The 21,822-nt window shown below is 42.2% G+C and carries 21 protein-coding genes; 12 read left to right on the forward strand and 9 right to left on the reverse strand.

The window, feature by feature from the left end:
* Positions 1-8: 8 nt before the first annotated feature.
* Entirely contained in the window at positions 9-440 is a 432-nt protein-coding gene (locus tag ACMXYN_RS07640; RefSeq protein WP_415881432.1) for a MaoC family dehydratase, read from the reverse strand.
* 219 nt (positions 441-659) lie between these two features.
* On the opposite strand from ACMXYN_RS07640, the gene fabV reads away from it, so the two are divergent.
* Positions 660-1,853, forward strand: coding sequence for an enoyl-ACP reductase FabV (fabV, locus tag ACMXYN_RS07645; RefSeq protein ID WP_415894225.1), 1,194 nt, complete (start codon positions 660-662; stop codon positions 1,851-1,853).
* A gap of 72 nt (positions 1,854-1,925) precedes the next feature.
* Here the strand turns inward: fabV and ACMXYN_RS07650 are convergent, their stop codons facing one another.
* Complete coding sequence (locus ACMXYN_RS07650; protein ID WP_415894226.1) at positions 1,926-4,493, reverse strand: winged helix-turn-helix domain-containing protein; 2,568 nt, start codon at positions 4,491-4,493, stop codon at positions 1,926-1,928.
* Between the two features lie 394 nt (positions 4,494-4,887).
* On the opposite strand from ACMXYN_RS07650, the gene ACMXYN_RS07655 reads away from it, so the two are divergent.
* From ACMXYN_RS07655 to ACMXYN_RS07680, 6 genes are all read left to right on the forward strand, one after another.
* Positions 4,888-5,433, forward strand: coding sequence for a hypothetical protein (locus ACMXYN_RS07655; RefSeq protein ID WP_415894227.1), 546 nt, complete (start codon positions 4,888-4,890; stop codon positions 5,431-5,433).
* A 93-nt stretch (positions 5,434-5,526) separates the two neighbouring features.
* Entirely contained in the window at positions 5,527-6,093 is a 567-nt protein-coding gene (locus tag ACMXYN_RS07660) for a hypothetical protein (RefSeq protein WP_415894228.1), read from the forward strand.
* Positions 6,094-6,109: 16 nt separating this feature from the next.
* On the forward strand, positions 6,110-6,970 hold the full coding sequence (locus tag ACMXYN_RS07665) for a papain-like cysteine protease family protein (RefSeq protein WP_415894229.1): 861 nt from the start codon (positions 6,110-6,112) through the stop codon (positions 6,968-6,970).
* 17 nt (positions 6,971-6,987) lie between these two features.
* The gene (locus ACMXYN_RS07670) at positions 6,988-7,557 is read left to right on the forward strand and encodes a hypothetical protein (RefSeq protein ID WP_415894230.1); all 570 of its coding nucleotides are present in this window, start codon (positions 6,988-6,990) and stop codon (positions 7,555-7,557) included.
* Between the two features lie 148 nt (positions 7,558-7,705).
* A complete protein-coding gene (locus ACMXYN_RS07675; RefSeq protein ID WP_415894231.1) occupies positions 7,706-10,558 on the forward strand; it encodes a hypothetical protein in 2,853 nt (950 codons plus the stop codon).
* Complete coding sequence (locus ACMXYN_RS07680; RefSeq protein ID WP_415894232.1) at positions 10,559-11,164, forward strand: phage tail protein; 606 nt, start codon at positions 10,559-10,561, stop codon at positions 11,162-11,164.
* 41 nt (positions 11,165-11,205) lie between these two features.
* Here ACMXYN_RS07680 and ACMXYN_RS07685 read toward each other — a convergent pair whose 3' ends face one another.
* The gene (locus tag ACMXYN_RS07685) at positions 11,206-11,676 is read right to left on the reverse strand and encodes an FKBP-type peptidyl-prolyl cis-trans isomerase (protein WP_415894233.1); all 471 of its coding nucleotides are present in this window, start codon (positions 11,674-11,676) and stop codon (positions 11,206-11,208) included.
* 80 nt (positions 11,677-11,756) lie between these two features.
* Positions 11,757-12,407, reverse strand: coding sequence for a hypothetical protein (locus tag ACMXYN_RS07690; RefSeq protein WP_415894234.1), 651 nt, complete (start codon positions 12,405-12,407; stop codon positions 11,757-11,759).
* Positions 12,408-12,503: 96 nt separating this feature from the next.
* Here ACMXYN_RS07690 and ACMXYN_RS07695 point away from each other — a divergent pair, with 96 nt between their 5' ends.
* Together ACMXYN_RS07695 and ACMXYN_RS07700 are read left to right on the forward strand one after the other, a co-directional pair.
* A complete protein-coding gene (locus ACMXYN_RS07695; protein WP_415894235.1) occupies positions 12,504-12,695 on the forward strand; it encodes a hypothetical protein in 192 nt (63 codons plus the stop codon).
* Positions 12,696-12,706: 11 nt separating this feature from the next.
* Positions 12,707-12,943 (forward strand): hypothetical protein, encoded by a 237-nt coding sequence (locus ACMXYN_RS07700; protein WP_415894236.1) that lies wholly within the window; start codon positions 12,707-12,709, stop codon positions 12,941-12,943.
* A gap of 70 nt (positions 12,944-13,013) precedes the next feature.
* Here ACMXYN_RS07700 and ACMXYN_RS07705 read toward each other — a convergent pair whose 3' ends face one another.
* Complete coding sequence (locus ACMXYN_RS07705; RefSeq protein ID WP_415894237.1) at positions 13,014-13,574, reverse strand: hypothetical protein; 561 nt, start codon at positions 13,572-13,574, stop codon at positions 13,014-13,016.
* 190 nt (positions 13,575-13,764) lie between these two features.
* Entirely contained in the window at positions 13,765-15,360 is a 1,596-nt protein-coding gene (locus ACMXYN_RS07710; RefSeq protein WP_415881425.1) for an isocitrate lyase, read from the reverse strand.
* Positions 15,361-15,535: 175 nt separating this feature from the next.
* Between ACMXYN_RS07710 and ACMXYN_RS07715 the strand changes: the two genes are divergently transcribed.
* Entirely contained in the window at positions 15,536-16,471 is a 936-nt protein-coding gene (locus tag ACMXYN_RS07715) for a LysR family transcriptional regulator (protein WP_415894238.1), read from the forward strand.
* 51 nt (positions 16,472-16,522) lie between these two features.
* Here ACMXYN_RS07715 and ACMXYN_RS07720 read toward each other — a convergent pair whose 3' ends face one another.
* Complete coding sequence (locus tag ACMXYN_RS07720) at positions 16,523-16,936, reverse strand: hypothetical protein (RefSeq protein WP_415894239.1); 414 nt, start codon at positions 16,934-16,936, stop codon at positions 16,523-16,525.
* A 149-nt stretch (positions 16,937-17,085) separates the two neighbouring features.
* On the opposite strand from ACMXYN_RS07720, the gene ACMXYN_RS07725 reads away from it, so the two are divergent.
* Positions 17,086-18,558, forward strand: coding sequence for an AAA family ATPase (locus tag ACMXYN_RS07725; RefSeq protein ID WP_415894240.1), 1,473 nt, complete (start codon positions 17,086-17,088; stop codon positions 18,556-18,558).
* 65 nt (positions 18,559-18,623) lie between these two features.
* Here ACMXYN_RS07725 and ACMXYN_RS07730 read toward each other — a convergent pair whose 3' ends face one another.
* On the reverse strand, positions 18,624-19,298 hold the full coding sequence (locus ACMXYN_RS07730) for a DJ-1/PfpI family protein (RefSeq protein WP_415894241.1): 675 nt from the start codon (positions 19,296-19,298) through the stop codon (positions 18,624-18,626).
* A 97-nt stretch (positions 19,299-19,395) separates the two neighbouring features.
* Here ACMXYN_RS07730 and ACMXYN_RS07735 point away from each other — a divergent pair, with 97 nt between their 5' ends.
* On the forward strand, positions 19,396-20,346 hold the full coding sequence (locus ACMXYN_RS07735; protein ID WP_415894242.1) for a LysR substrate-binding domain-containing protein: 951 nt from the start codon (positions 19,396-19,398) through the stop codon (positions 20,344-20,346).
* A 42-nt stretch (positions 20,347-20,388) separates the two neighbouring features.
* On the opposite strand, the gene ACMXYN_RS07740 is transcribed toward ACMXYN_RS07735, so the two are convergent.
* Positions 20,389-21,693 carry an NAD(P)/FAD-dependent oxidoreductase gene (locus ACMXYN_RS07740; protein ID WP_415894243.1) on the reverse strand — a complete coding sequence of 435 codons (1,305 nt, stop codon included), beginning with the start codon at positions 21,691-21,693 and terminating at the stop codon, positions 20,389-20,391.
* Positions 21,694-21,822: the final 129 nt, after the last annotated feature.

Here is a 21,822-nt window from a genome sequence, read left to right on the forward strand (position 1 = left end):
AGAGGAAATTAAGCTTCTTTCTTATCAACCATAAAGGTTGCTGTACCTGTAGCAACAACTTTATCGCCTACAGTTACGTCTGTTTTGCACTTTACGCGTCTGCGGCGTGTATCAATCTCTTCAACTGTTAGTGTAGCTTTCGCTGTATCACCGATAAATACAGGTGCACGGAACTTAATCTGTTGATCAACATAAATAGCACCCGGCCCTGGAAGCTTAGTACCTGCAACAGTAGAGATTAGCGCAGCACTAAACATGCCGTGGACAATACGCTTTTCAAATGGTGTTGTTTTAGCGTAATCATCATTAATGTGAACTGGGTTAGTATCACCGGAAATACCCGCAAACATGCACACGTCTGCATCAGTAATGGTTTTGGCAAAGCTATCGCTCATACCTACTTCTAAATCTTCTAGGTAGTAACCGTGTAGTTCCTGCATGGGGATGTTCCTTTAAATAGAATATGCAATCTGCGCATCATAACCAAAAGAAAGCATCTCTGCCTATGTATAAAATCAGTTAGTAACAATTCGTAAGAATTAATTATCTCGGTAAATTTGGCCTGTGAATTAGGGATGCCGCATGAAACTGTCAACTTGCAATGAATTGCTGTATCTTACAGACCAAATTTTTCTAATGGATTTGAGACCCGTTTAGCCATGATTATCAAACCAAAAATTCGCGGTTTTATTTGTACTACTACTCACCCAACTGGCTGTGCAGCCAATGTGCGTGAGCAAATCGAATACACTCAGAAGAAGGGCGCTATTGAAAATGGCCCTAAGCGTGTTCTAGTAATTGGTGCATCCAGTGGCTACGGTCTATCTTCCCGTATCGCAGCAGCATTTGGTTCGGGCGCAGCGACAATTGGTGTGTTTTTCGAAAAGCCAGGTACTGAGCGTAAAACAGGTACTGCAGGCTGGTATAACTCTGCAGCATTTGATGCAGAAGCTAAGGCGGCTGGTCTTTACTCTAAAAGTTTGAATGGCGATGCTTTCTCTCACGAAGCCAAAGAGAAAACGATTGCGCTAATTAAGGAAGAGATGAAGCAGGTTGATCTAGTTGTTTACTCTCTAGCTTCCCCTGTTCGTAAAATGCCAGATTCTGGTGAAGTGATCCGTTCTTGCCTTAAACCTATCGGTGAGCCTTACAAATCTACAGCGATTGACACTAATAAAGATGTCATCATCAATGCTGAAGTTGAACCAGCGACTGAAGAAGAGATCGCTGCGACTGTAACAGTAATGGGCGGCGAAGATTGGGAGCTATGGATGGACGCGCTATCTGAAGCTGGCGTGCTAGCTGATGGTTGTAAATCTGTAGCCTACTCTTACATCGGTTCAGATATCACTTGGCCAATCTACTGGGATGGTGCACTAGGTAAAGCTAAGCAGGATCTTGATCGTGCTGCTAAAGCAATCGATAGCAAGCTTAACGCAACAGGCGGCCAAGCGAATATTGGTGTTTTGAAATCTGTTGTGACTCAGGCAAGTTCAGCAATTCCGGTTATGCCTTTGTACTTGGCAATGTGCTTTAAGGTAATGCGTGAGCAGAACCTGCACGAAGGCTGTATGGAACAGGTTCAGCGTTTATTCGATACAGGTCTATACGGTAATACAGCTGAAATGGACGATGCAAACCGTTTCCGTATGGATGACTGGGAGCTTAAAGAAGAAGTTCAAAATGCGTGCCGCGAGATCTGGCCTCAAGTGACTTCAGAGAACCTATTCGATCTTACAGATTACCAATTGTATAAAGATGAGTTTTTGAAACTATTTGGTTTTGGCATCGACTCCGTAGATTACGAAGCAGATGTCAGCCCTGTAGCTGAATTTGATGTACGCGATATCTAATCGTTTATACGTAACAGGAAGCCTATTGGCTTCCTGCCTATATCCCCCCCTTTCAGATATCACTAAGTTACTCTAATTAACAATTTTATTGATGGATATTGTAGTAGACCATCTGCTTTTCATCTTATTTTTGATCTGCTTTCCGATCAGCGCATATGCTGCATCTCTATGCATTGTTTTTCCCTCAGCTATTAGCTTATTAGTTAATTCTTTACTGAGAATTTTTTCCAATAACGCATCTGTCTTTTTGCGTGCTTGAACGGTCCAGAAATATGGTGGGCAGAAATTGGAATTCTTTTTTTTACGAGAGTAGCCTATTAAGCGAGCGGCACATCCACTGCGGTTTTCTAAAACTGCTAAGAGTGGAAATAGATCTGAATATATCTCGAAACATTCCCAATTGGATTCTTTAGATATCTTTAAAAACTTAATTATTGCATTACGGCCTTTTTCTAATTTATTCGATAATAGCCACGTAGCAGCTTCGATAGCTGTTGAATGTAATTCTGCATCATTATTAGTGGACGCAAGGCTTTTTAAGTACTTGCAGTGATTTAATGTTGATTGAAATTCTTTCTCGTTTAATTTTAGATCTGCTAGCCCCTGAATGGCATATATTTCAAAGTGAATAAGTCCCGATGACATTGCTGTTAATTGTAAAGATTCTAGTGAATGCCGTACTTCTTGAATTTCGCGAGTAAGATATCGAAGATGTATCTCTGCGAAGATTCGTTCAGCCATCATTCTTGGGGAATTTTCTGAGAGCTCTAGTGAGGATAATCGCTCCCAAATGGGTGTGATTTTTTGAGGGCAAAGGGTGCTAATTGCCAGATGGATTAGGCTTAAGAATATACCTCTTTTATCATTAACCTTTTGAAATATAGTAAGTGCTTTTTCTGCACATGAATGCGCTTCGATAATCGAAGTGCTTTGATACACTCTGCAACGTTCAAGCCAATAGGTAGCAAAATTCAGATCCGATAGCGTAGAGCGGTCTAAACCAAGAATACTATCTGCTTGTCGATAATATGAGATAGCTTCTGACCTTAATCCTAGAGTAAGGAGTAGGGGGGTGCTTGAACTAATCAATGTGATAGCGATGACTGAGTTGCGAGATAGGCTCCAGGAAATTGCTTGGCGAATATTGTTTAGTTCTATGGAATATTCTTCTAGCCAGGTTTGATCAGAATGCAACCAATAAGCGTCATAGGCTTGCTCCATCGTTTTAGAAAAAATAATTGAAAATTTTTCCAACACGACATTTTTATCTTCCTCTTCATTTAATCTTATGCGGCTGTATTCGAGAGCATACGAAGGAATATAACAGCGAAAAGATTGTTTTCCTGTCTCGACAAATGAGCGACTGACTAATCCTTCTAAAGCATTAATTACATTCCATTTGTCCGTATCTTGGTCAGTGCATAATAGGATAGCTTGTTCGAGGCTGAATTCTTTTTTGAAAAGGCTACACCTTATAAGAACCTTTTGTTCTGTCCAGTTAAGTTGCTGATAACTAGATTCGAGTGATTCAAGTAGTGATTTTTGTGGGAAGGAGTTTAATCCAGGAATGAAATTTCCGAACATACTGAGATGCTCATCTAGTCGATTAAGGATGCCCTTAGGGCCTAGTAAAGGTAATCGAGCTGCTGCAAGTTTTATTGTTAAAGGCATTCCTTCAAGTTTTTGGCAGAGAGAAATAATGTCGTGGATGTTGTCTTGAGTGATGCGAAAACTTCTATCAAAAGCTTGGGCTTGATCTATTAATAACCGTATAGAGCCATAAGTTTGTACTTTAGAGATTGAAGTTCCTGTCTTAGGTGTAGATAAACCGCTTAATTTAAATAGTCTTTCCCCTTCGATTTTCAAGGGAGTTTGGCTTGTTATTATTAGATGTATATTGGGCCTTTCTGTGTTGATAGCCCATGCTATTTGAGTGATCGGCTCGATTAGGTTATCGATATTATCTAGAAACAGATATAGGTTTGTTTTGGATAAACTGGTTAGGAATTTGGTAACGGAGAGATTTTGATGGGCTACTTGTTTAATGTTCAAACTAGTAAGGATTTTTCGTTGAATCTCTTCTTGGTTTTGTACGTTTGCTAGGTCAACCCAAGTAGTTTGTTGGTCTGAAGTGAACTGATTATGAGCGGCAAAGTAGGCTAGAGTGCTTTTTCCTATACCTGTTGCCCCTGTTATGGAAACTAAATTGTGCTTTTTAATGAGACGGACTAAGTCGTTTAGCTCCTTTTCTCGACCAATCATGTTTCGAGATGCTATAGGGAGAGTGTTGAGCCGGTAGTTAGAATCATCTTGAGTAAGAGATTTTTGGTGGGCAGGCGTAATGATTTCTAGCTCAGATACAAAGCGATATCCTTGCCCTGGAATTGTAGTAAGAACTTTATGTTTAAGAACTTTTCTTAGCGTGGAAACCTGCACCTGAAGGTTGTTTTCTTCTACATATAAATCAGGCCAAACGAGCTCGAGCAGTTCTTGTTTAGTGACAATGCGATCATTTCGTTCAATTAAGGCTAGTAAAACATCAAAAGCCCGAGATCCAAGAGGTACTAACTTGTTGTTGATATAAAGGCTTCGCTTTTGAGGGTGAACCTCATAATTGTAAAACTTGTAGTAATGCTCCATAACGCTCCTTGTTATCTGTGTTTTCCATTAAGACGGTTATTCAGAAGCCTTTTATCTACTCCTTTTGCAATTAAGCTTTGAAGTTATTTGCTTTAGTAGGGTGCAGAGCAATGCTTAAAGCTAACTAATTGTAATACATAATAAATTACCATTTTAAATTTAATAAGAAAGCTCGGTAATAGTTATTTTTCGCTTTCTTTTAAGGAAATTTAAGACGTTTTTAAGATTATTTCAGGACAATGTTTCGGTGGTATGTGAGCTTAGTAAACATCAATGATCGATGCGATGAGGTTATTGGTACATAAATTACCTCTTATACAGAGGTGTCTTAAAATCCCCTTAGGCTAGTGGATCAATATTCCTCCCTAAGAAAAAGTATTAAAAGGAATTATCTATGAGCATTACATTACGTAACTCCACTGATTTTGTTGCACAGTATGTTGTTAAAAAAGGCACTCAAATTCTAAGTTTGTTGCCAGGCATAGAGCCGGGAGCAAAGTTAAATGTACCTACAGATGAAACTTATGAAGTGGTTGCTACTACATTGATAGATGGAAATACCTATACTTCAGCGCCAATTGAAGTTAGTGGCAGCATGGGTTTTCTAGCTCAGGTATTACAGGTGGAATCTCAGGGAACTTATGAATTTGATGTTCAGGAATCCCCAAGCAATGTGGCTGATCAATTGTCCTTTCAAAAGACATGTCATAATCCAGTAACGTTTACCATCACAAAAGATGGCAAGCCGTTACAAAATGTAGTTGTTAATGACTCATATCATGTTGAAACGGTAGATATTAGCGAAACATTCAGCATTCATGCGGTAATCGATGGTGTTACAACATCTACCTTAGTAACAACAAATGCTGATGCTGTTATAACTGCTACAACCAACGATTCAAATCTTGAGTCTGGTTATTTCCGACTAGTAAGTAAGTAAGAAAAGATTGCACCCAAACCAGTGAAAAACAGTTTGGGTGTACTTTGATCTGTTTCTCTCATGAGCTTACATAATCAATCAAGCAATCTGTGTGTGGTAAATGCAAGTGAGTATGAGGCTCGAGTACGTTTTTTTCTCAAGTCTCAATTGGTGTGGGATAGCTGGCTTATATCTAAAGGGCGTTTATCTATTCCTGATATTCGTAAACGTATGGTAGATGTGCTCGCAGACACTACCGATCCTTGCACTCACGTTACCTATACGGCAAGTACTAGCTTGTTAGTAGGATCTCAACAAATAGTTGCCAGTATGTTTGCCCAAGCTGGAGCACTTCGTTTCAAGCTTGGACAAGAAGCACGGATTCACAATAACTGTATGGAGCTGATAAACCATAGTTTTTCGGATGTGCGATTTGATTTGGCGTTTAAGAGTAGCCCGTTTTCATGGTCCACAATTGTTCCCAGTGGTGGTCGTGAAGAGTTGAATTTAAATGACATATATATGGTTGTAGTAGTTAATGATGTTACTACAGAGCCTTTTCCACTGCTTGATTGGTGCGCAGACGTAATTATTAACACTGTGCCAATACGTGGTCTGGAAGCACCTCATCTAACAGGTTTAAGTCGCCATGCAGTGATTGAAAGAGTGAGCCCATATTAATCAAAGGATGATTAACATGGTGAATTCAACAAAAATTACGCTAAAAAATAATGTTCCGTCCTCTTTAGCGACGGTGACATACAAGATTGAAGAAGGAGATAACAAGATAATTAAGTTGACTGTACCTGCTGGTGGTTCGGTACAGCATCCAACTGATGAGGCAAATAAGCCATGGGTTGTTTCAGCAATTGTTTCTAGCCTTCCTCCAAATACGACAAGTAATACAACTGTGAGTAAGAAGATAACTGATCCAAATGCGTCCATAAGTTGTGATGTAGGGCAGTTACTTGGACAGTTAACGGTCAGTAGCAGTGATACAAAAGAAGGTGAAACGACTTCTGTTCTAGATCATATTTCGACATGGAGTGACGCGGAGGTTGCGTTTGTTGGTAATTCTCGTCATCTGAATATGACTATGCAGCGTCAGGAGCAAAGTAATTGGTGCTGGGCTGCTGTATCTGTTAGTACCGCATTGTTCTACGATGCATCGTTTAATGGTACGCAATGTGAGTTGGCTAATTGGGCTTTTAATACTAAAACTTGTTGTATAGATGGAACTTCAGCGACCTGTGATAAGCCTTATTATTTAGATAGAGCTTTGGAGCACGTGGGGCATTTAAATCAATTTGTGCATAGATCCTTCTCTATGAATGAAGTATCTGCACAAATTGATAACGGTCATCCTCTGGGCGTTCGTATTGGTTGGACGGGCGGGGGCGGTCACTTTGTTGTCATTGATGGTTACAACACAATTTCTACGCCGAATACCATTGTTATCAAAGACCCTTGGTATGGAATCTCTGTTATGCCTTATAACGGATTCCCTGCGAGCTATCATGGCGGTGGGGATTGGACTCATAGCTATACAACTAACTAATATCCGGGATAAATATTATGTTAAAAGTTAAGTTTAGCCAGGGACCTACAAATGCCGAAAAGGTTATCCGTCAGGCGCTTGTGGATATCAATAAAGATAAGAATACTGCTACACCATTTCGAAGTATTGACCCAAATACGGTGCAAATTGGAGCACATCACCCGGTGTACGATGTGGCTTTGGATGACATTAAGGCGGGGCGGTTTTCTCTAGAAGGTTCTAATAGCGTTTCTCGCTGTTTACTCTCTGAAGGGCTGAATGTTGTGGCCTCTGCAGAAGTCGATTGCGCTCAAGATGATAGTTTAACAGCTTTTCGAATGCTTAATGAAGGCCCCTTTGTAAAAGGTTTTGAGAATGCAGTACGTTCTGCTGAAAAACTAAAAAAAGAAGGGGAGTATTCTTGTGCAGTAGTTCGTATAGCTTCGATGTATGTCATGGCCTTATTGTTACAGCCTGAAGGAGAAGGTGAATCAATCATTTTACCAATCTCTCCAGCGCCAAGCTATCTGGATAAGCCTGAATATAGTGAGAAGGAATTTCTTGCTGAATTGAAGCCTCATGTAGATGGGTCAACAATGCCAGCTTAGTTCCAGTTGTTGATAGCAAGGTTGAGTTAAGTGTTAGTGGAATGGGGCTGGGGAATGATCTTCGCCGCCCATCTTATGTTCTAAGCTTGGCTTAATCCTTGCTCTAGTGGGCTGGTAAGAGGAATGAGTTAAATTATAGGGATATATCATGGTTGCTACTGATGTGATCGAAGTGACTCAAGGCCGTATGGGGTATTGGACAAAAATAGCCCGTGATGGTGTGCTTGTTGAGATCTCCTGGAAGACAGATGTAAGTGGATATGCAGTCTCAAGTACGATATCAGGTGGAAACCAGAATGAATCTCATCATATAGAATTAGGCTTCCAATCACCATTGTCTCGCTCTGCATCGGTAGAGCTATCTTCTATAGAGGTAACCCTGATATTACAAAATGAAGGGGATAAAGCTGAGCTCATATGTAACCTTCCTCTTACATATAATGAATTCTTTAATGGGCCTATAGGGGAGTGGTATTTAGAGCAAGAAGAGGAGGCTGATTCAGATGACTATATACCAGTCATTGAGGCCCCGCATAACAGCACTGACTTACTTCCTTTTATTTGGTTACACCCGCCAACAAGTAATGAGATTAAAGATGGTGTATTACGCTTTGTACGATTAACAGATCCAACCTCATTAACTTTGTATAACGATCTAGAGCAGAGCGATACCACAGAGGCGAAGAAAAAAACGGCTACGACATTCCGTTCAGGTTCTTCTTTTGTGAAAGATGTAAAAGACCTAGATCCGCCTGCAAATCAATTACCACAGATACGGCATAAGTTGATAGCAAACCTTAATGGACAGCAAAGCCAAGAAGATATAGAGGCTTGTGTTGAAGGTTTGCTAGGGGAGTCCGTAGATTCATTTTTAACTAGTGCTACTTGGACTACTGCAGAAGCAAATATATGGCAAAGCCTATTTGTACTTACTTTAGTTGGGGGGCAATCGGATCAGCAACTATCTGAACAATTGGTGGATTCCTTACGCATTGCTCATTTTCTTAAATTATTAAATGGAAAATTGGTTAGCCTTGAGTATCAGTTGCAACGCAATTTAGCTCTGAACTCCACTATTTCTATACCTGATGCAGTTGCTACAGATGAGCTTGGTCAGCAGCATAAAAGTAAGGCTGGTACATGGGAGTTACTCGGTGTAGGTACGTTAAAGCGTGCCAGGCAACAACTTAAGGGTTATTTACCTGGAGAGCTTGCTGAAGTTGTAAATGTAATGCCTTGTGAGCGTCAAGAGAGTCAAGAAACGAGAGTAACGCATGAGGACGAGAGCGCTGTTCTAGGAGGGGAGCATCATTATGAGCAGGATAATCGTCAGCATACATCGGCTAACAGTGAATTAACAGAAGCGCTACACGAAGTGATGGCTGCAGACGCTGGAGCCAGAAATATGAGTAATGTAGTGCCCTCATATAAAAATCTAAATCAAATGTTGTCGGGCTCCTGGAGTGCGGGTGATGCGGATACCGGTTGGTCAGGTCGGGATAATTCACGTTTAGTGCAAACGATTACAGAAAAAGCTGCAAGGCATTTAGGGGAAAAGGTGACTTCGCAGCGCAGTAAAGTTTGGAAAGAATTATGCGAACGAAAGCAAAGTAATCGGATTGATAATACAGCCCGGCAGCGCTTGGTTGGGATTTATCGGTGGATCGATAAATCAGTTCAGATTGATCTGGATGATCTTGGGCGTAGGTTGATTCTAGCTATTACAGTTGATGAGCCAGCAAAAGATTGGGTTGATAGCCTGCTAAATGCGCCAGAGCTACCTTTAGTTAAACCCGCGAAACTCGAGGCGAGTGATATTAATAGCTATAAGGATATTAAATCGTCCAACTATCAAGCCGCAGCTGCCCAATATGGGATATGTGATCCGGAAGCTCCCCCTGCAGATACCGAAACGGTGGTGGTAACAATTAATCGAATAGTTGTTGGCGATCTTTCTTTATTAGTTATCCCTAAAGGTTATAGAGGGGATGCTGGGCAGGTTACCACTGCAATGGCTGATAGTCAGTACAATCTTGTTTGTTCAATTGCGGGGCAAGATATTATCTATTCTGAAGACGTAACTAAAGCGAATAAATTAACGGTAATAGCGCCTAAAACATCGAGTGCAACCAGTGTTGGTGATGCCGAAGTGACACCTGCAACGGTACCAACGGCGGTGTTGAAGACAGTGGATCTTACAAAAATTAAAGATTTTCAGGGGACGGTTCCAGTAACAGTTATGTCTTCAGCGCCATTGCTGTGTGTAACTATCGAGGTGAGTTGCAAACGCGGGATTAGTGATACAGATGATCCTCTATTAGTTGAGTGGCAAATTAAAACGTATGATCGTTTATTAACAGCGTACAGGGAAGCGATAAGGAAGTATAACGAGGCTGTTGCGGAGAGAATCAAGTTTGCTAGCACTGGCCGGCACATAGAGATTCAGCGAGATATTTTGATACAAAAGAGTTTGGATATTTTAGCGCCTCAGCCAGGTAGCTATGAGCCATTTGAGTCCTTAGGTAGCTGGCAAGATATGAGCTGGACGTATGAATCAAGATTGTTAAATGTATCAGATCCTAATTTGGATGGAGTTGCTTCAACAAACCTAGCTCGTCAATGTCAGTTAGATCCGGACTGCGTGTTTAAGCGCTTTTTGTCTACCCCTGCTGCTGATCTGTTGCTGCCTGTGCAACCTGGGTGTGAGACTTCGTTACTGTTTGATTTGCAGTTCCCTGCGCCTTGGGTAGGTGATAGATCTCGGACGCCTGTTACCGAATCTACCTTGTTGATTATAGAAGAGATTTTAGGGCCAGAATTTAAAGGGGAGTGTTCAGGAAAAGCTGAAATACTACCGTTAGATAAAACAGAGTTTTGGTCGGTGCGCTTACCAACTTCAATGTTGTATTTACAGCAAGGACCGATGTTGCCGCAATCTGTAACGTCCAGCTGTGTGCCTGTTGAGTTGGACATTGCCGAACCAAACAAGGAGGAAAAATAAGTGCTATATTGCGACTTTTTTCCGGTAGGTGCGGTGATACCTTATGCGGGCCCTCTTGCAAAAACGGATCAAGCGGAAGGCTTTAATCTTGAACTTACCCAATCAAACTTAGCAAAAGCAGGCTGGCTCTTTTGCGATGGTAGCGCGGTTTCTAGCAAAGAATGCTGGGAGTTATTCGACATCATAGGTACCGCGTATGGTGGTGATGGTGAGCAATTTTATTTACCTGATCTGAGAGGGCGCTTTATCCGAGGTGTTGATGGGGGAAGCGGTAATGACCCTGATGCAAATGAAAGAATAACCAGTAGAGAGAAAGGAAATAACGGCGACCAGATTGGATCGTTACAGAACGATGCCTTTCAAGGTCATGAGCATGACTATATCGGCACAATTGAATCGCCTGACCCTGCACAAAGCGGAGAAGGGGCGACAATATTAATACAGAACCCAAAGCTTGTGCAGACTGCAAATGTAGTTGAAGAGGAGGGCTATGGTTGCCCTCGTGTTGCTAAGGAAACGCGCCCAGTAAACCTATATCTCAATTATATTATTCGCTATAGGCACTGTGTTATTCATGACGATTCTGATTATTGGCCTTTACTTTAAATAGAATGTAGTAGTCCAAAACGAATTTAAGGAAATGGGCTTTAGTTGAAATCTAACAGTTCTACATCAAATATAAGCACGGAGCCAGGTGTAATCACGCCTGCAGATCCATTCCCGTAGGCCAGATTTGATGGAATATAGAAACGGTATTTGTCGCCCGTTGCCATCAATTGTAAGCCTTCTGTCCAACCTTTAATGACTTGAGTGAGACCAAACTCAATAGGCTCTCCACGATCGACAGAGCTGTCAAACACTGTGCCGTCTATCAATGTACCGTGATAATGAACTTTTACTGTGGATGTGGCGCTGGGCTTGGATGTTCCATCAGCCTTTTCGATAACCTTAAACTGTAAACCAGAGCTTGTTTGGGTAACGTCCGGATCGTTTTTGTTTTCAGCTAAAAATTCTTCGCCAGCTTTCTTATTGGCTTCTGCGAGTTTTAAATTATTTTGGCGACTAGTGTAGAGAAATAAAACGATGGCGAATATTAAAATGGGTAGTACATATTCCATAAAGGCTGTGCTCTTGAAGGTGAGAAAAGCTCAATCTATAGCACAGACCATTAACTGACAAGAATGTGTTTTTAGATATGCTAAAGCAGTGCTTGTAATTGCTCTTTCTCTTCGGCGCTATAGTTCTGCAGTAGAGATAGCGTTTTAGGAGGTAATCTATCAGTTTCTTTGGTTATCTGTGCAAGGTTGAAATATAGATAGTCATGCATCCACTGCTGATAACTCTGTAGCCAGTCACACATGAGTTCTTCTGTAGAGGTTTCGTCTGCAGTAAATCCTGCCTTTAGATCTTCCTCTGAATATAAGTAACCCAGTTTTAGATCGTGGTAGGTTGGGTTGTCTTTGCAGAAGTAGTCGACAGACACTCGATCAGAAAATTCTTTGTGCAATATGTAACTAATACGGCTGACAGATAATGGGCCTGCTCTGAGCGAGTTAATATGCTCGGTTGCTTGATGCGAAAAGGACTCAATAGTGGAATCGCTATATAGCACTGCAGCCATAATCTGGTCGATTCTAAAAACAGCGACGATCTCTTTTTTAAGTAGCTTTAGATAACGAGCTTTCTGATTGGCTGGAAGAAACTGTTCCAGCATATCTAGGTAAAACTGATCGATGCTGGAAATGCTCGGAGCCTCTTCGAGTGCCTTTACATGCTTTTGAATCTGCTCATGAACAGGGATCTGTTCAAGTGTGTTTAGGCGCTTTGGTGTCTGTGTAACGGCGTGCATGATTGGCTCCAAATCAGTTCTTAGCAGTAAGAGTTCAGCAAAGCTAATGCCAGATTTGATAAACAATTATTTATCAGTGAGTTGTAAGTTCCAGATGTGAAAAAAATCGAAGGCTATGGGTATGGGGTTGCCGGTTTGGTTTGTAAGCGGCATATGAAGTGGCAATTACTCACCGAGCCTTTTTCGGTTGTTATTGCCCATGGCAAGCATTGTGTAATTAGCAGTGGTCTTTTCTATTTGCTTGAATATAGAATGGGTAAATTGCTTATCATGAATTCAGAAAATTAAGGAAAAATAGATTGGATCTTAAGCGAAAAATACCGCTGCATTTAGATGCAGCCATAGTGCTTGCAATTGTTTTCGTCTGTTCTCTTGGTTTAAACGGTTTATTGATGTACCAATTTATAGCATTGAATAAAGAAACAAGTCAGCAATCCTTTCAAGCTATGCTTGATCAAATGAATTTAGAAGCGGCTCGAAAAAGGGTTGAAGTTTTGGAGAGTAGTTGCGAGCTACAGGAAGATGAAACTAAATAGTTTTGTATTTCTTACAATAAAAAGGACGCAATAGCGTCCTTTTTATATGTGTGAGGCTAGGGTGATGGGATCACTCGCTTAGCAAATTCACAGAATCTTTATCGATGTCGTAATCGTAATAAGCCATACCTAGTTTGTTTAGGTAATCCATTCGATCAGCGCTTTTTAGATCAATTTCTGGTGCTTCTAGGCCGCACTCTTCATAGATGCCGGCTAGATGTGCCAAATAAGCTTCGCCTTCTTTTACCATTAATAGACTCGCTGCGCCTACATCGGTTTTTACTCGGCTGTTTAGATCATCTGAAAGCGTCACTTCAAAAACAACAGCTTCTTCATCGCCTTCGATACGTACGGAGCGGTTTCTAACAGTTTGTTCAGCCCAAAAGTAAGCTAACTCTTTGCTTTGTGTTAGGAATACAGGCTCGATGGTTTCGGTATAGCTATTACCGATTGTAGCCATTGTTTGTTTAGCCGCTTGTTTAAGCGCCTTGTCGCCAGAACGATTTAACCCCTGATCTTTGATTGATTCGACCAGCGCGGAAGATGTGCCATGGTACCAAGTGTTGCTAGTGGCAAAACCCTGTTCAGTTAACAGTTCTTTAGCGTCTTTAAGAAAAGTAGGTGTAGTCATAATCAAAATCACTTAATCAGTTTGCAGTTGAAAGCAGTAGGGATTCTATCCTAAAACTTAAATTGAATCCTTTGTAACTTTCTAAGTATTTGTAGCAGGTATAAAAAAGGCGACACCTTAAAAAGGGGCCGCCTTTCTATGCAAGGTAGATGCCCTAGCAAGCTAGAGCATGCGCCTTAGCTAGTATTGCTTAGTTAAACTGGTTAGACGTGTTTTTCGCGCCGCCAGCTTTTAGAGCGTTCTCACCAGCAAAGTATTCTTTGTGGTCGTCGCCGATGTCAGAACCAGACATGTTTTGGTGCTTAACACATGCGATAGTCTGACGGATCTCTTTACGCTGTACGCCTTCAACGTAACCAAGCATAGCCTTCTCACCGAAGTATTCTTTAGCCAAGTTATCAACAGACAGTGCAGTCGTGTGGTAAGTAGGCAGAGTGATTAGGTGGTGGAATACGTTCGCTTCGCGAGCAGTATCAGCCTGGAAAGTTTGAACGCGAGCGTCAGCAGCGTCAGACAGTTCAGAACCGTCGTAATCAGCAGACATTAGGTTGTCGCGGTCGTAACCAGAAACGTCTTTACCTTCAGCAGCCCATGCATCGTAAGTCTGCTGACGGAAGTTTAGAGTCCAGTTGAAAGATGGAGAGTTGTTGTAAACTAGTTTCGCATTTGGGTGAACCTTGCGAACGTCGTCCATCATGCCTTTAATTTCGTGAACTGTTGGTACAGCAGTCTCGATCCAAAGAAGGTCAGCACCAGCATTGATAGCTTCGATACAATCGAATACGCAACGCTCGTGGCCAGTACCTGCGCGGAACTGGTATAGACCAGAAGGTAGACGCTTAGGACGAACTAGCTTGCCGTTACGGCTGATTAGTACGTCGCCTTCAGCAGTATCTTCTGGAGCAACTTCTTCAACGTCTAGGTAAGAGTTGTAAACGTCGCCTTGGTCGCCTGGTTCTTTAACTACAGCGATTTCTTTAGTTAGGCCAGCACCTTCAGAGTCAGTACGAGCAACGATAACACCGTCATCTACACCTAGCTCAAGGAAAGCGTAACGTAGAGCACGTAGTTTAGCGTGGAAGTCAGCGTGAGGAACAGTTACTTTACCGTCCTGGTGACCACACTGCTTCTCGTCAGCAACCTGGTTTTCGATCTGTAGGCAGCATGCGCCTGCTTCGATCATCTGCTTAGCCATTAGGTAAGTCGCTTCAGCGTTACCGAAACCAGCATCGATGTCAGCAACGATTGGCACTACGTGAGTTTCGTGGTTGTCGATCTGAGACTGGATGTCAGCTTCTAGAGCAGCATCACCAGCTTCACGTGCTTTGTCTAGTGCACGGAATAGACCGCCTAGTTCACGAGCGTCAGCTTGACGAAGGAATGTGTAAAGTTCGTTAACAAGAGAAGCTACAGAAGTTTTCTCGTGCATAGACTGGTCTGGAAGAGGACCGAAGTCAGAACGTAGAGCAGCAACCATCCAACCAGATAGGTATAGGTAACGACGTTCAGTAGAACCGAAGTGCTTCTTGATAGAGATCAGCTTCTGCTGACCAACAAAACCGTGCCAGCAGCCTAGAGACTGAGTGTACTTAGTTTTGTCTTTGTCGAACTCAGCCATGTCGCGACGCATGATACCAGCAGTGTACTTAGCGATATCTAGGCCAGTTTTGAATTTGTTCTGAGCGCGCATGCGTGCAGCAGATTCTGGGTTGATTGCATCCCAAGGGCTACCAGCTTCAGCTTTAAGACCTGCAATGCTTTCGATGTCTTTGTTCAGTGATGACATGGTCATTCCTTCTATATTAGTTGCTAGCCATTTTTCGGCTAACTCTTAAAAGTTTCGCAATCGATTCTAGTGCGGTTAACCCTATAATTGAAATAAATGCCTGTTATTTGCAGTATTTATCCTGTGAATAGGTCTATGGTATTATTACTGAAACACGCATGATTACGGCATTGATATGAATCTGGATAAAATCGACCTTAACCTTTTGGTGTATCTTGATATTTTGCTGCGGGAGCGTAATGTGACTCGATCCGCCAGCTTGCTTGGGATTACACAGCCCGCTATGAGTAACGGTTTGCGGCGGTTGCGTGAAACTTTTGGTGACCCGCTTTTGGTTCGAACCAGTGAAGGAATGGTGCCTACTGAGCGTGCTCAATCATTGCAGCCACTGCTTAGACAGATCCTTGCATCGGTAGAACAGGTTATAGAACCTACAACAGAGTTTGATGCTAAATCCAGTGACCGGGTCTTTCGTATAATGACCAGTGACTATGGTGAGGCAACACTTTTACCTCGATTATTAAAGCGTTTGAACCGTGAAGCGCCTGATGTTGTCCTTGATATCTTGACGCCGAGTGATATGAGCTTTCTTGAAGTGGAGCAGGGCTTGGTCGATCTGGTCATCAACCGTTTTGATACTATGCCACAATCCTTCCACCAAAAGACTTTATGGAAAGATTCGTTTTCGTGTTTGTTTGCCGTAGATAATCCCATTTCCCATGATTACTGTTTGGAAACTTATATTAGGGCAAATCATGTTTGGGTGAGTAAAACCGGCATGGGAGCAGGTATGGGTATCACGCCTGAGGATACCAAGCGGCTCGGTTGGGTGGATGAGGCATTAGACTCAATTGGCTATAAGCGCCATATCTCGGTATTTACCCGACACTATCAATCAGCCGCATTGCTTGCATCTCAGCGTGGGCTTATTGCAACTATTCCGAGTCGTGCGGCTGCTATCCAATCAGAAAACCCAAGGCTAGTAGTGAAAAAACCGCCTTTTGATATTCCGGAATTTGAGTTCAAAATGGCGTGGAGCCCTTTGCTGCAACATAATGCAGCTCACCGTTGGATCCGCCAGGTGATCTCTGATGTGGCTTCGGTTTCCTAAAGAACGTTAAGTTATAAGTTCTTAATAGTCTAATAAGGCGGTTTAACCGCCTTATTTTTTGCCTAATGATTCTTCAGGTATTGCGCATTCAATTGTTGGGTGGAGAATGGCTTGCTTGGTCTTCTTGGTTTGCGGTATCGAAATTAGTCCAAAAAACATCATAAAACCAATGTACCAATTAGCAGTTAGGTAAATCTGTGAGTATGAAAGGTATTGTTCTATGAAGTTGCCTTCCATTCTTGGCATATGCAAGTACATCGAATATAGGTACCAAACCAAAATTTGAATTACGATCAAATGATGAAACCATCTGAACATCGCTTTGAACTGTTCTACCAAGATAAAAGATAAGAGTAGAAAGGCTGCAGGTATGGCAATGGTTATATAATCGCGAAGCCCTAGAGTGCCACTCGCAAGGTATATAGCTATGCTGCCTAGCCATATTATTAAAGTAAGTAGTTTCATTGGAATTCCTTTTCTTTATTACAGCAATTAGGCTTGGATCCTCTGTTTCAGTCAACAGGTCAAATGCCCGAGTTAACTATTTGATTTACTTTGCATAGATACTTACAGATATAATAGAGTAACTCCTTTAGTTTAAAAGGAGTTTAGGCATGGTACAGCATCAACTGGAAGTCTTAATCAAATCTGAGATCCCTCTAATCGTCATCGAAAGTACTGAGGAAAATCAGGTTGTTGATATGCTGTTATCACTTAAGCCTGTGTATGAAAGGCCGCTATTCAAGTGGACTTTGACCGATGGAATTCAGCGGATTGATCGTGATCTCCCGCCGCAAAAGTTATTCTCGCAACCGACCGAAGCCCTAGCGCATATTAAATCAGTTTCTACCCCTGGTGTTTATGTATTGGCAGATCTGCATCCGTTTTTGGATGAGCCTATGCACGTACGTTTATTGAAGGATATTGCGCTCAAGTTTCATGAACTGGGCCATACGTTAATCTTGCTTAGCCACGCGTTGGAAGTGCCAGTTGAGATTATGAAACTTAGCGCCAAATTAGATATCGCTCTACCTGAACGTAGGGAGATAGAAAAGATTGTCCGAGAGGAAGCGCAGAGTTGGTTAGCAAGCTCAGGCTCTAAAGTGCAGGCGAGTTCTGAAAACCTGCAACTTTTGGTTAGAAACTTAACGGGTTTAACCAGATCTGATGTTCGGCGATTAGCAAGAAATGCCATTTTTGATGATGGTGCGATCACCGCCAGTGATATCCCTGCAATTAACGAAACGAAGTATCAGCTATTAAGTGAGCAGGGAAATATGCATTTCGAATATGACACTGCACAGTTCTCTGATATAGCCGGTTTTAACGGACTAAAAAATTGGTTAAATGAGCGAAAACCATTTTTTAATCGTGATAGTGGCGTTAGTAATTTACCCGCACCTAAAGGGATGCTGTTATTGGGCGTACAAGGTTGTGGTAAAAGCCTTGCGGCTAAAGCGGTTGCAGGTAGTTGGCATGCGCCGTTATTACGTCTTGATTTCGGTGCCCTTTATAACAAATTTTACGGTGAGACTGAGCGAAATCTTCGTGAAGCCCTACAAACTGCAGAGGTTATGGCGCCCTGTGTTCTATGGCTAGATGAGATTGAAAAAGGGATCTCATCAGGCAGTGATGAGGGCGGACCTGCGACACGTATGCTGGGTACCTTGTTGACGTGGATGGCCGAGAAAGATGCGCCTGTATTTATCGTAGCTACGGCGAATGATATTGAAGCCTTGCCACCAGAGCTTGTACGAAAAGGGCGTTTTGATGAGATCTTCTTTGTCGATCTCCCTAATGACGATATTCGTTTTAAAATCTTTGATATTCATTTGAAACGTCAAGGAGTCGATGTAAGCAATTTTGATTTTAAGCGTTTGATCGAAGAAAGCGTTGGTTTTTCGGGTGCTGAAATTGAGCAGGCTGTTATCTCTGCTTTTTATACCGCTCATGCCCAGAATGTTGAGCTTGATCAAGCTCTTCTGCATGCAGAGTTGCGAAAGACTCAGCCTCTGTCCGTAGTGATGTCTGAAAAGATTGATTATCTAAGAGAGTGGGCTTCTACTCGTACAGTGTCGTGTGAGTAATATTTTTTTGTTTATACATTAAATGATGCAAGGCTCAGCAAATAGATTTGCTGAGCCTGGGTTAATTACAAAATAAATTTCTTAGTCGAAAAGCGTGTGTATTGTAGTGCCTTTGCTACTTCATTGGCTTTAGAGGCCGATGCTAATTTACTCAGAAGCACTAGCGCTGCTTGATAGCTAACTAAGCTTCCATTGGACGTAATTACATTACCGTCAATAACCACATTCTGGTCATATTGGACTTTTACGCTTGGAAAGGTGCGAGCAAGATCCTTTTCACCTCCTGCCCAAGTAGTGGCCTTTAATCCATCCAACAGGCCTGCCTTACCAAGTAAGAAAGAACCGGAGCAGTTACTCGCCATCCATTCGGCGTTTTTAGCAGTGTTTTTAATGAATTGGATTAATTGGATGTTTTCGATCAGCGGGTCCATGTCGTAACTAGATGGTACGATTAGAACATCGAGTTCAGGCGCATTACCGATCCAATAGGGGCTGTTTAAGCTTAGGCCTTCTTCAGTTGTCATGGAGGACTTATTTGCCACATTTATAACGATAGGTGTGTAGTCACTGAACCATGTTTTTCTACTGGCGACGCCAAAAACTTCTAATGGTGCTGTTACATCGGATGTTAGAACACCATCAAAGACAAGGATGCCGATCTTCTTACTCTCGGCGAATGACAGTTGGCTGAAGAGCAGTAAAGCCAGAGTTGCTGCTAGGCGTACAAATTGCTTTCTCATTTTTAATCTCCGGAAAGTTGATTGCGACCATTTTAAAGCTGGTGTAATAAGTGAAAAATATCTTGATCAGAATTTCATTGGTGAATATTCTTCATCAATGGATAAGTTCAATGTCTTAAAAACGTTTATTACTGTATGCGAGAAAGGATCATTTGCTGCTGCCGCAGCGGTGCTTGGTACTGATGCATCTACAGTGAGTAAAGCGATAAGCCGATTAGAAAAGCAGTTAGCTTATACACTGTTTTATCGTTCTACCCGAAAGCTAACCATTACTGATGCGGGAAAGGAATACCTAGAGACGGTGAGAGCGTTACTCATAGATCTGGATGAGTGCGAGCAGCGTCTTAAATCGGGTAATGAGTCTGCAACGGGTATTTTAAAGGTAAATTTACCGGTCGCTTACGGGCGTTTATATATTGTTCCATTACTTTCTAAATTTACCAAACAGTATCCAGATATTAGCCTGCAATTGAGTTTCTCCGATGAATATGTCGATATTATCGAACGGGGAATCGACCTATCGATCCGAACAGGTACGGTATCTGATAGCCGTATGGTATTGCACAAATTGAGCCCTATGGACTTTCTTACTTGTGCATCAAGAAACTACCTTATGAAGTTCGGACCAATCGATAGTTTTCAGGATTTTGATAATCATCGATGGATACGCTTTCGCTTTAAGCAGACGGGTAAGTTAATGCCTATTTTGGCTGAAGTGGATGGGGAGACCGAAAAACTAGATCCCAAAAACTATTTAGTGGTTGATGATGGTCAGGCGCTGGTGGATCTTTGTCGTAGCGATGTCGGTGTGATGCAGGGGCCTCATTTTCTATTTAAAGACGGTTTAAGTTCTGGCGACTTAGTTTCGTTATTTCCACCTATTGAACCGGAAGGTTATGGTGTGTATTTACTCTATCCTAAGCGGGATTTTCTACCAAGTAAGGTGGTGGTATTTACAGAATTTTTAAAAGCGGAACTAGAGAAGATGGGAGAGGGGGCGAACTTTTGTTGGTCTAGTGAAGTGGCTTATCTTAATGAGTGGGAATAGTGCGCTGATTGTAAAAAATACAATCAGCGCTCACTTTGAAACTTAGTGCAGTTTCATCTTCGGTCGTACTACTTTCCCGATCTTCTCAGCAATATAAACGATCATCGCTTTGAAGAAGCCGTGAATGGCGATCTGGTGCATGCGATAAAGTGAAACATACACAACACGAGCAATTTTCCCTTCAATAAACATAGAGTTCTTTGAAAGGTTGCCCATCAAACTACCAACGGTACTGTAACGGCTAAGGTTGACCAGTGAGCCGTGATCCTTGTAGACGAAGTTCTTAAGCTCTTTGCCTTTTTCAGTAAGAATAATGTTTTTCTTAACAAGAGATGCCATTTGGTGGGCTGATTGGGCGCGAGGTGGCACCCAGCTACCATCTTCTTGCGCACAAGCACAGCAATCACCAATTACGTAAATGCTGTCGTCGATGCTGGATTGAAGAGTTGGTTTAACAAGAATCTGATTCGTACGGGTTAACTCAAAGCCATAAAGATCTGCTAGGAAGTCAGGTGCCTTAACGCCTGCGGCCCAGATCATCATATCTGCTTCGATTTCTGAACCGTCAGCCGTCTCGAAACCATTAGCGTTCGCTGATTTGATCAACGTATCTTCACATACATCCACACCCAACGCTGCTAGCTCATCACGGGCAGAGCCGGAGATGCGAGCAGGGAGTGCAGGAAGAATACGTGGACCAGCTTCGATAAGCGTAACCTTTAGCTGTTTAGCTGTCATTTTCGGAAGGCCGTATGACTTAAGCATGTCGGTTACGTTGTAAAGCTCAGCCGCAAGCTCAACACCCGTTGCGCCAGCACCAACAATCGCGATATTTAATACGCCGTTTTCACGCTGGTTTACACGCATAAAGTTGTTAATTAGCGCGTTATGGAAACGTTCCGCTTGTTTAGCTGTATCTAGGAAGAAACAGTGATCCTTGACGCCCGGTGTTTTGAAATCGTTACTGACACTTCCGATCGCTAAAACAAGGGTGTCATATTGCAGATGTCTTTCTGGAAGGATTTGAACACCATCTTCATCGACTGTTTCAGCCAGTGTGACGGTTTTTGTGTCTTTGTTTAGGCCACAAAAAGTACCTAGTTCGAACTCATAATGGTGTTTAACCGCGTGGGCATGGTAAACAACACCATCTGTATTTGGATCAAGCGAACCTGTGGCAACCTCATGTAAAAGAGGTTTCCAGATATGGGAACGTTTTTGATCGACTAGGGTTACTTCAACTGAGGGATTTTTTCGGTAGCGGTGGCCTAGTTGGGTGACGAGCTCAAGGCCGCCAGCGCCCCCGCCAATCACAAGAATCTTGTGCGGCTCCGTTGGGTTTATCATTGTTTTAATCCTCAAAAAATATGGGATTAGTAGCTGCAAAAACTATTAATCCTATATTTTCTGATAGTCGTACTCTGATCTTGATGCAGGCAAAAGTAAATAGAAAGAACTAGAAACGGCGCTAAAGAA

The sequence above is a fragment of the Neptuniibacter sp. PT8_73 genome (genome assembly GCF_047778045.1).
Taxonomy (GTDB): domain Bacteria; phylum Pseudomonadota; class Gammaproteobacteria; order Pseudomonadales; family Balneatricaceae; genus Neptuniibacter.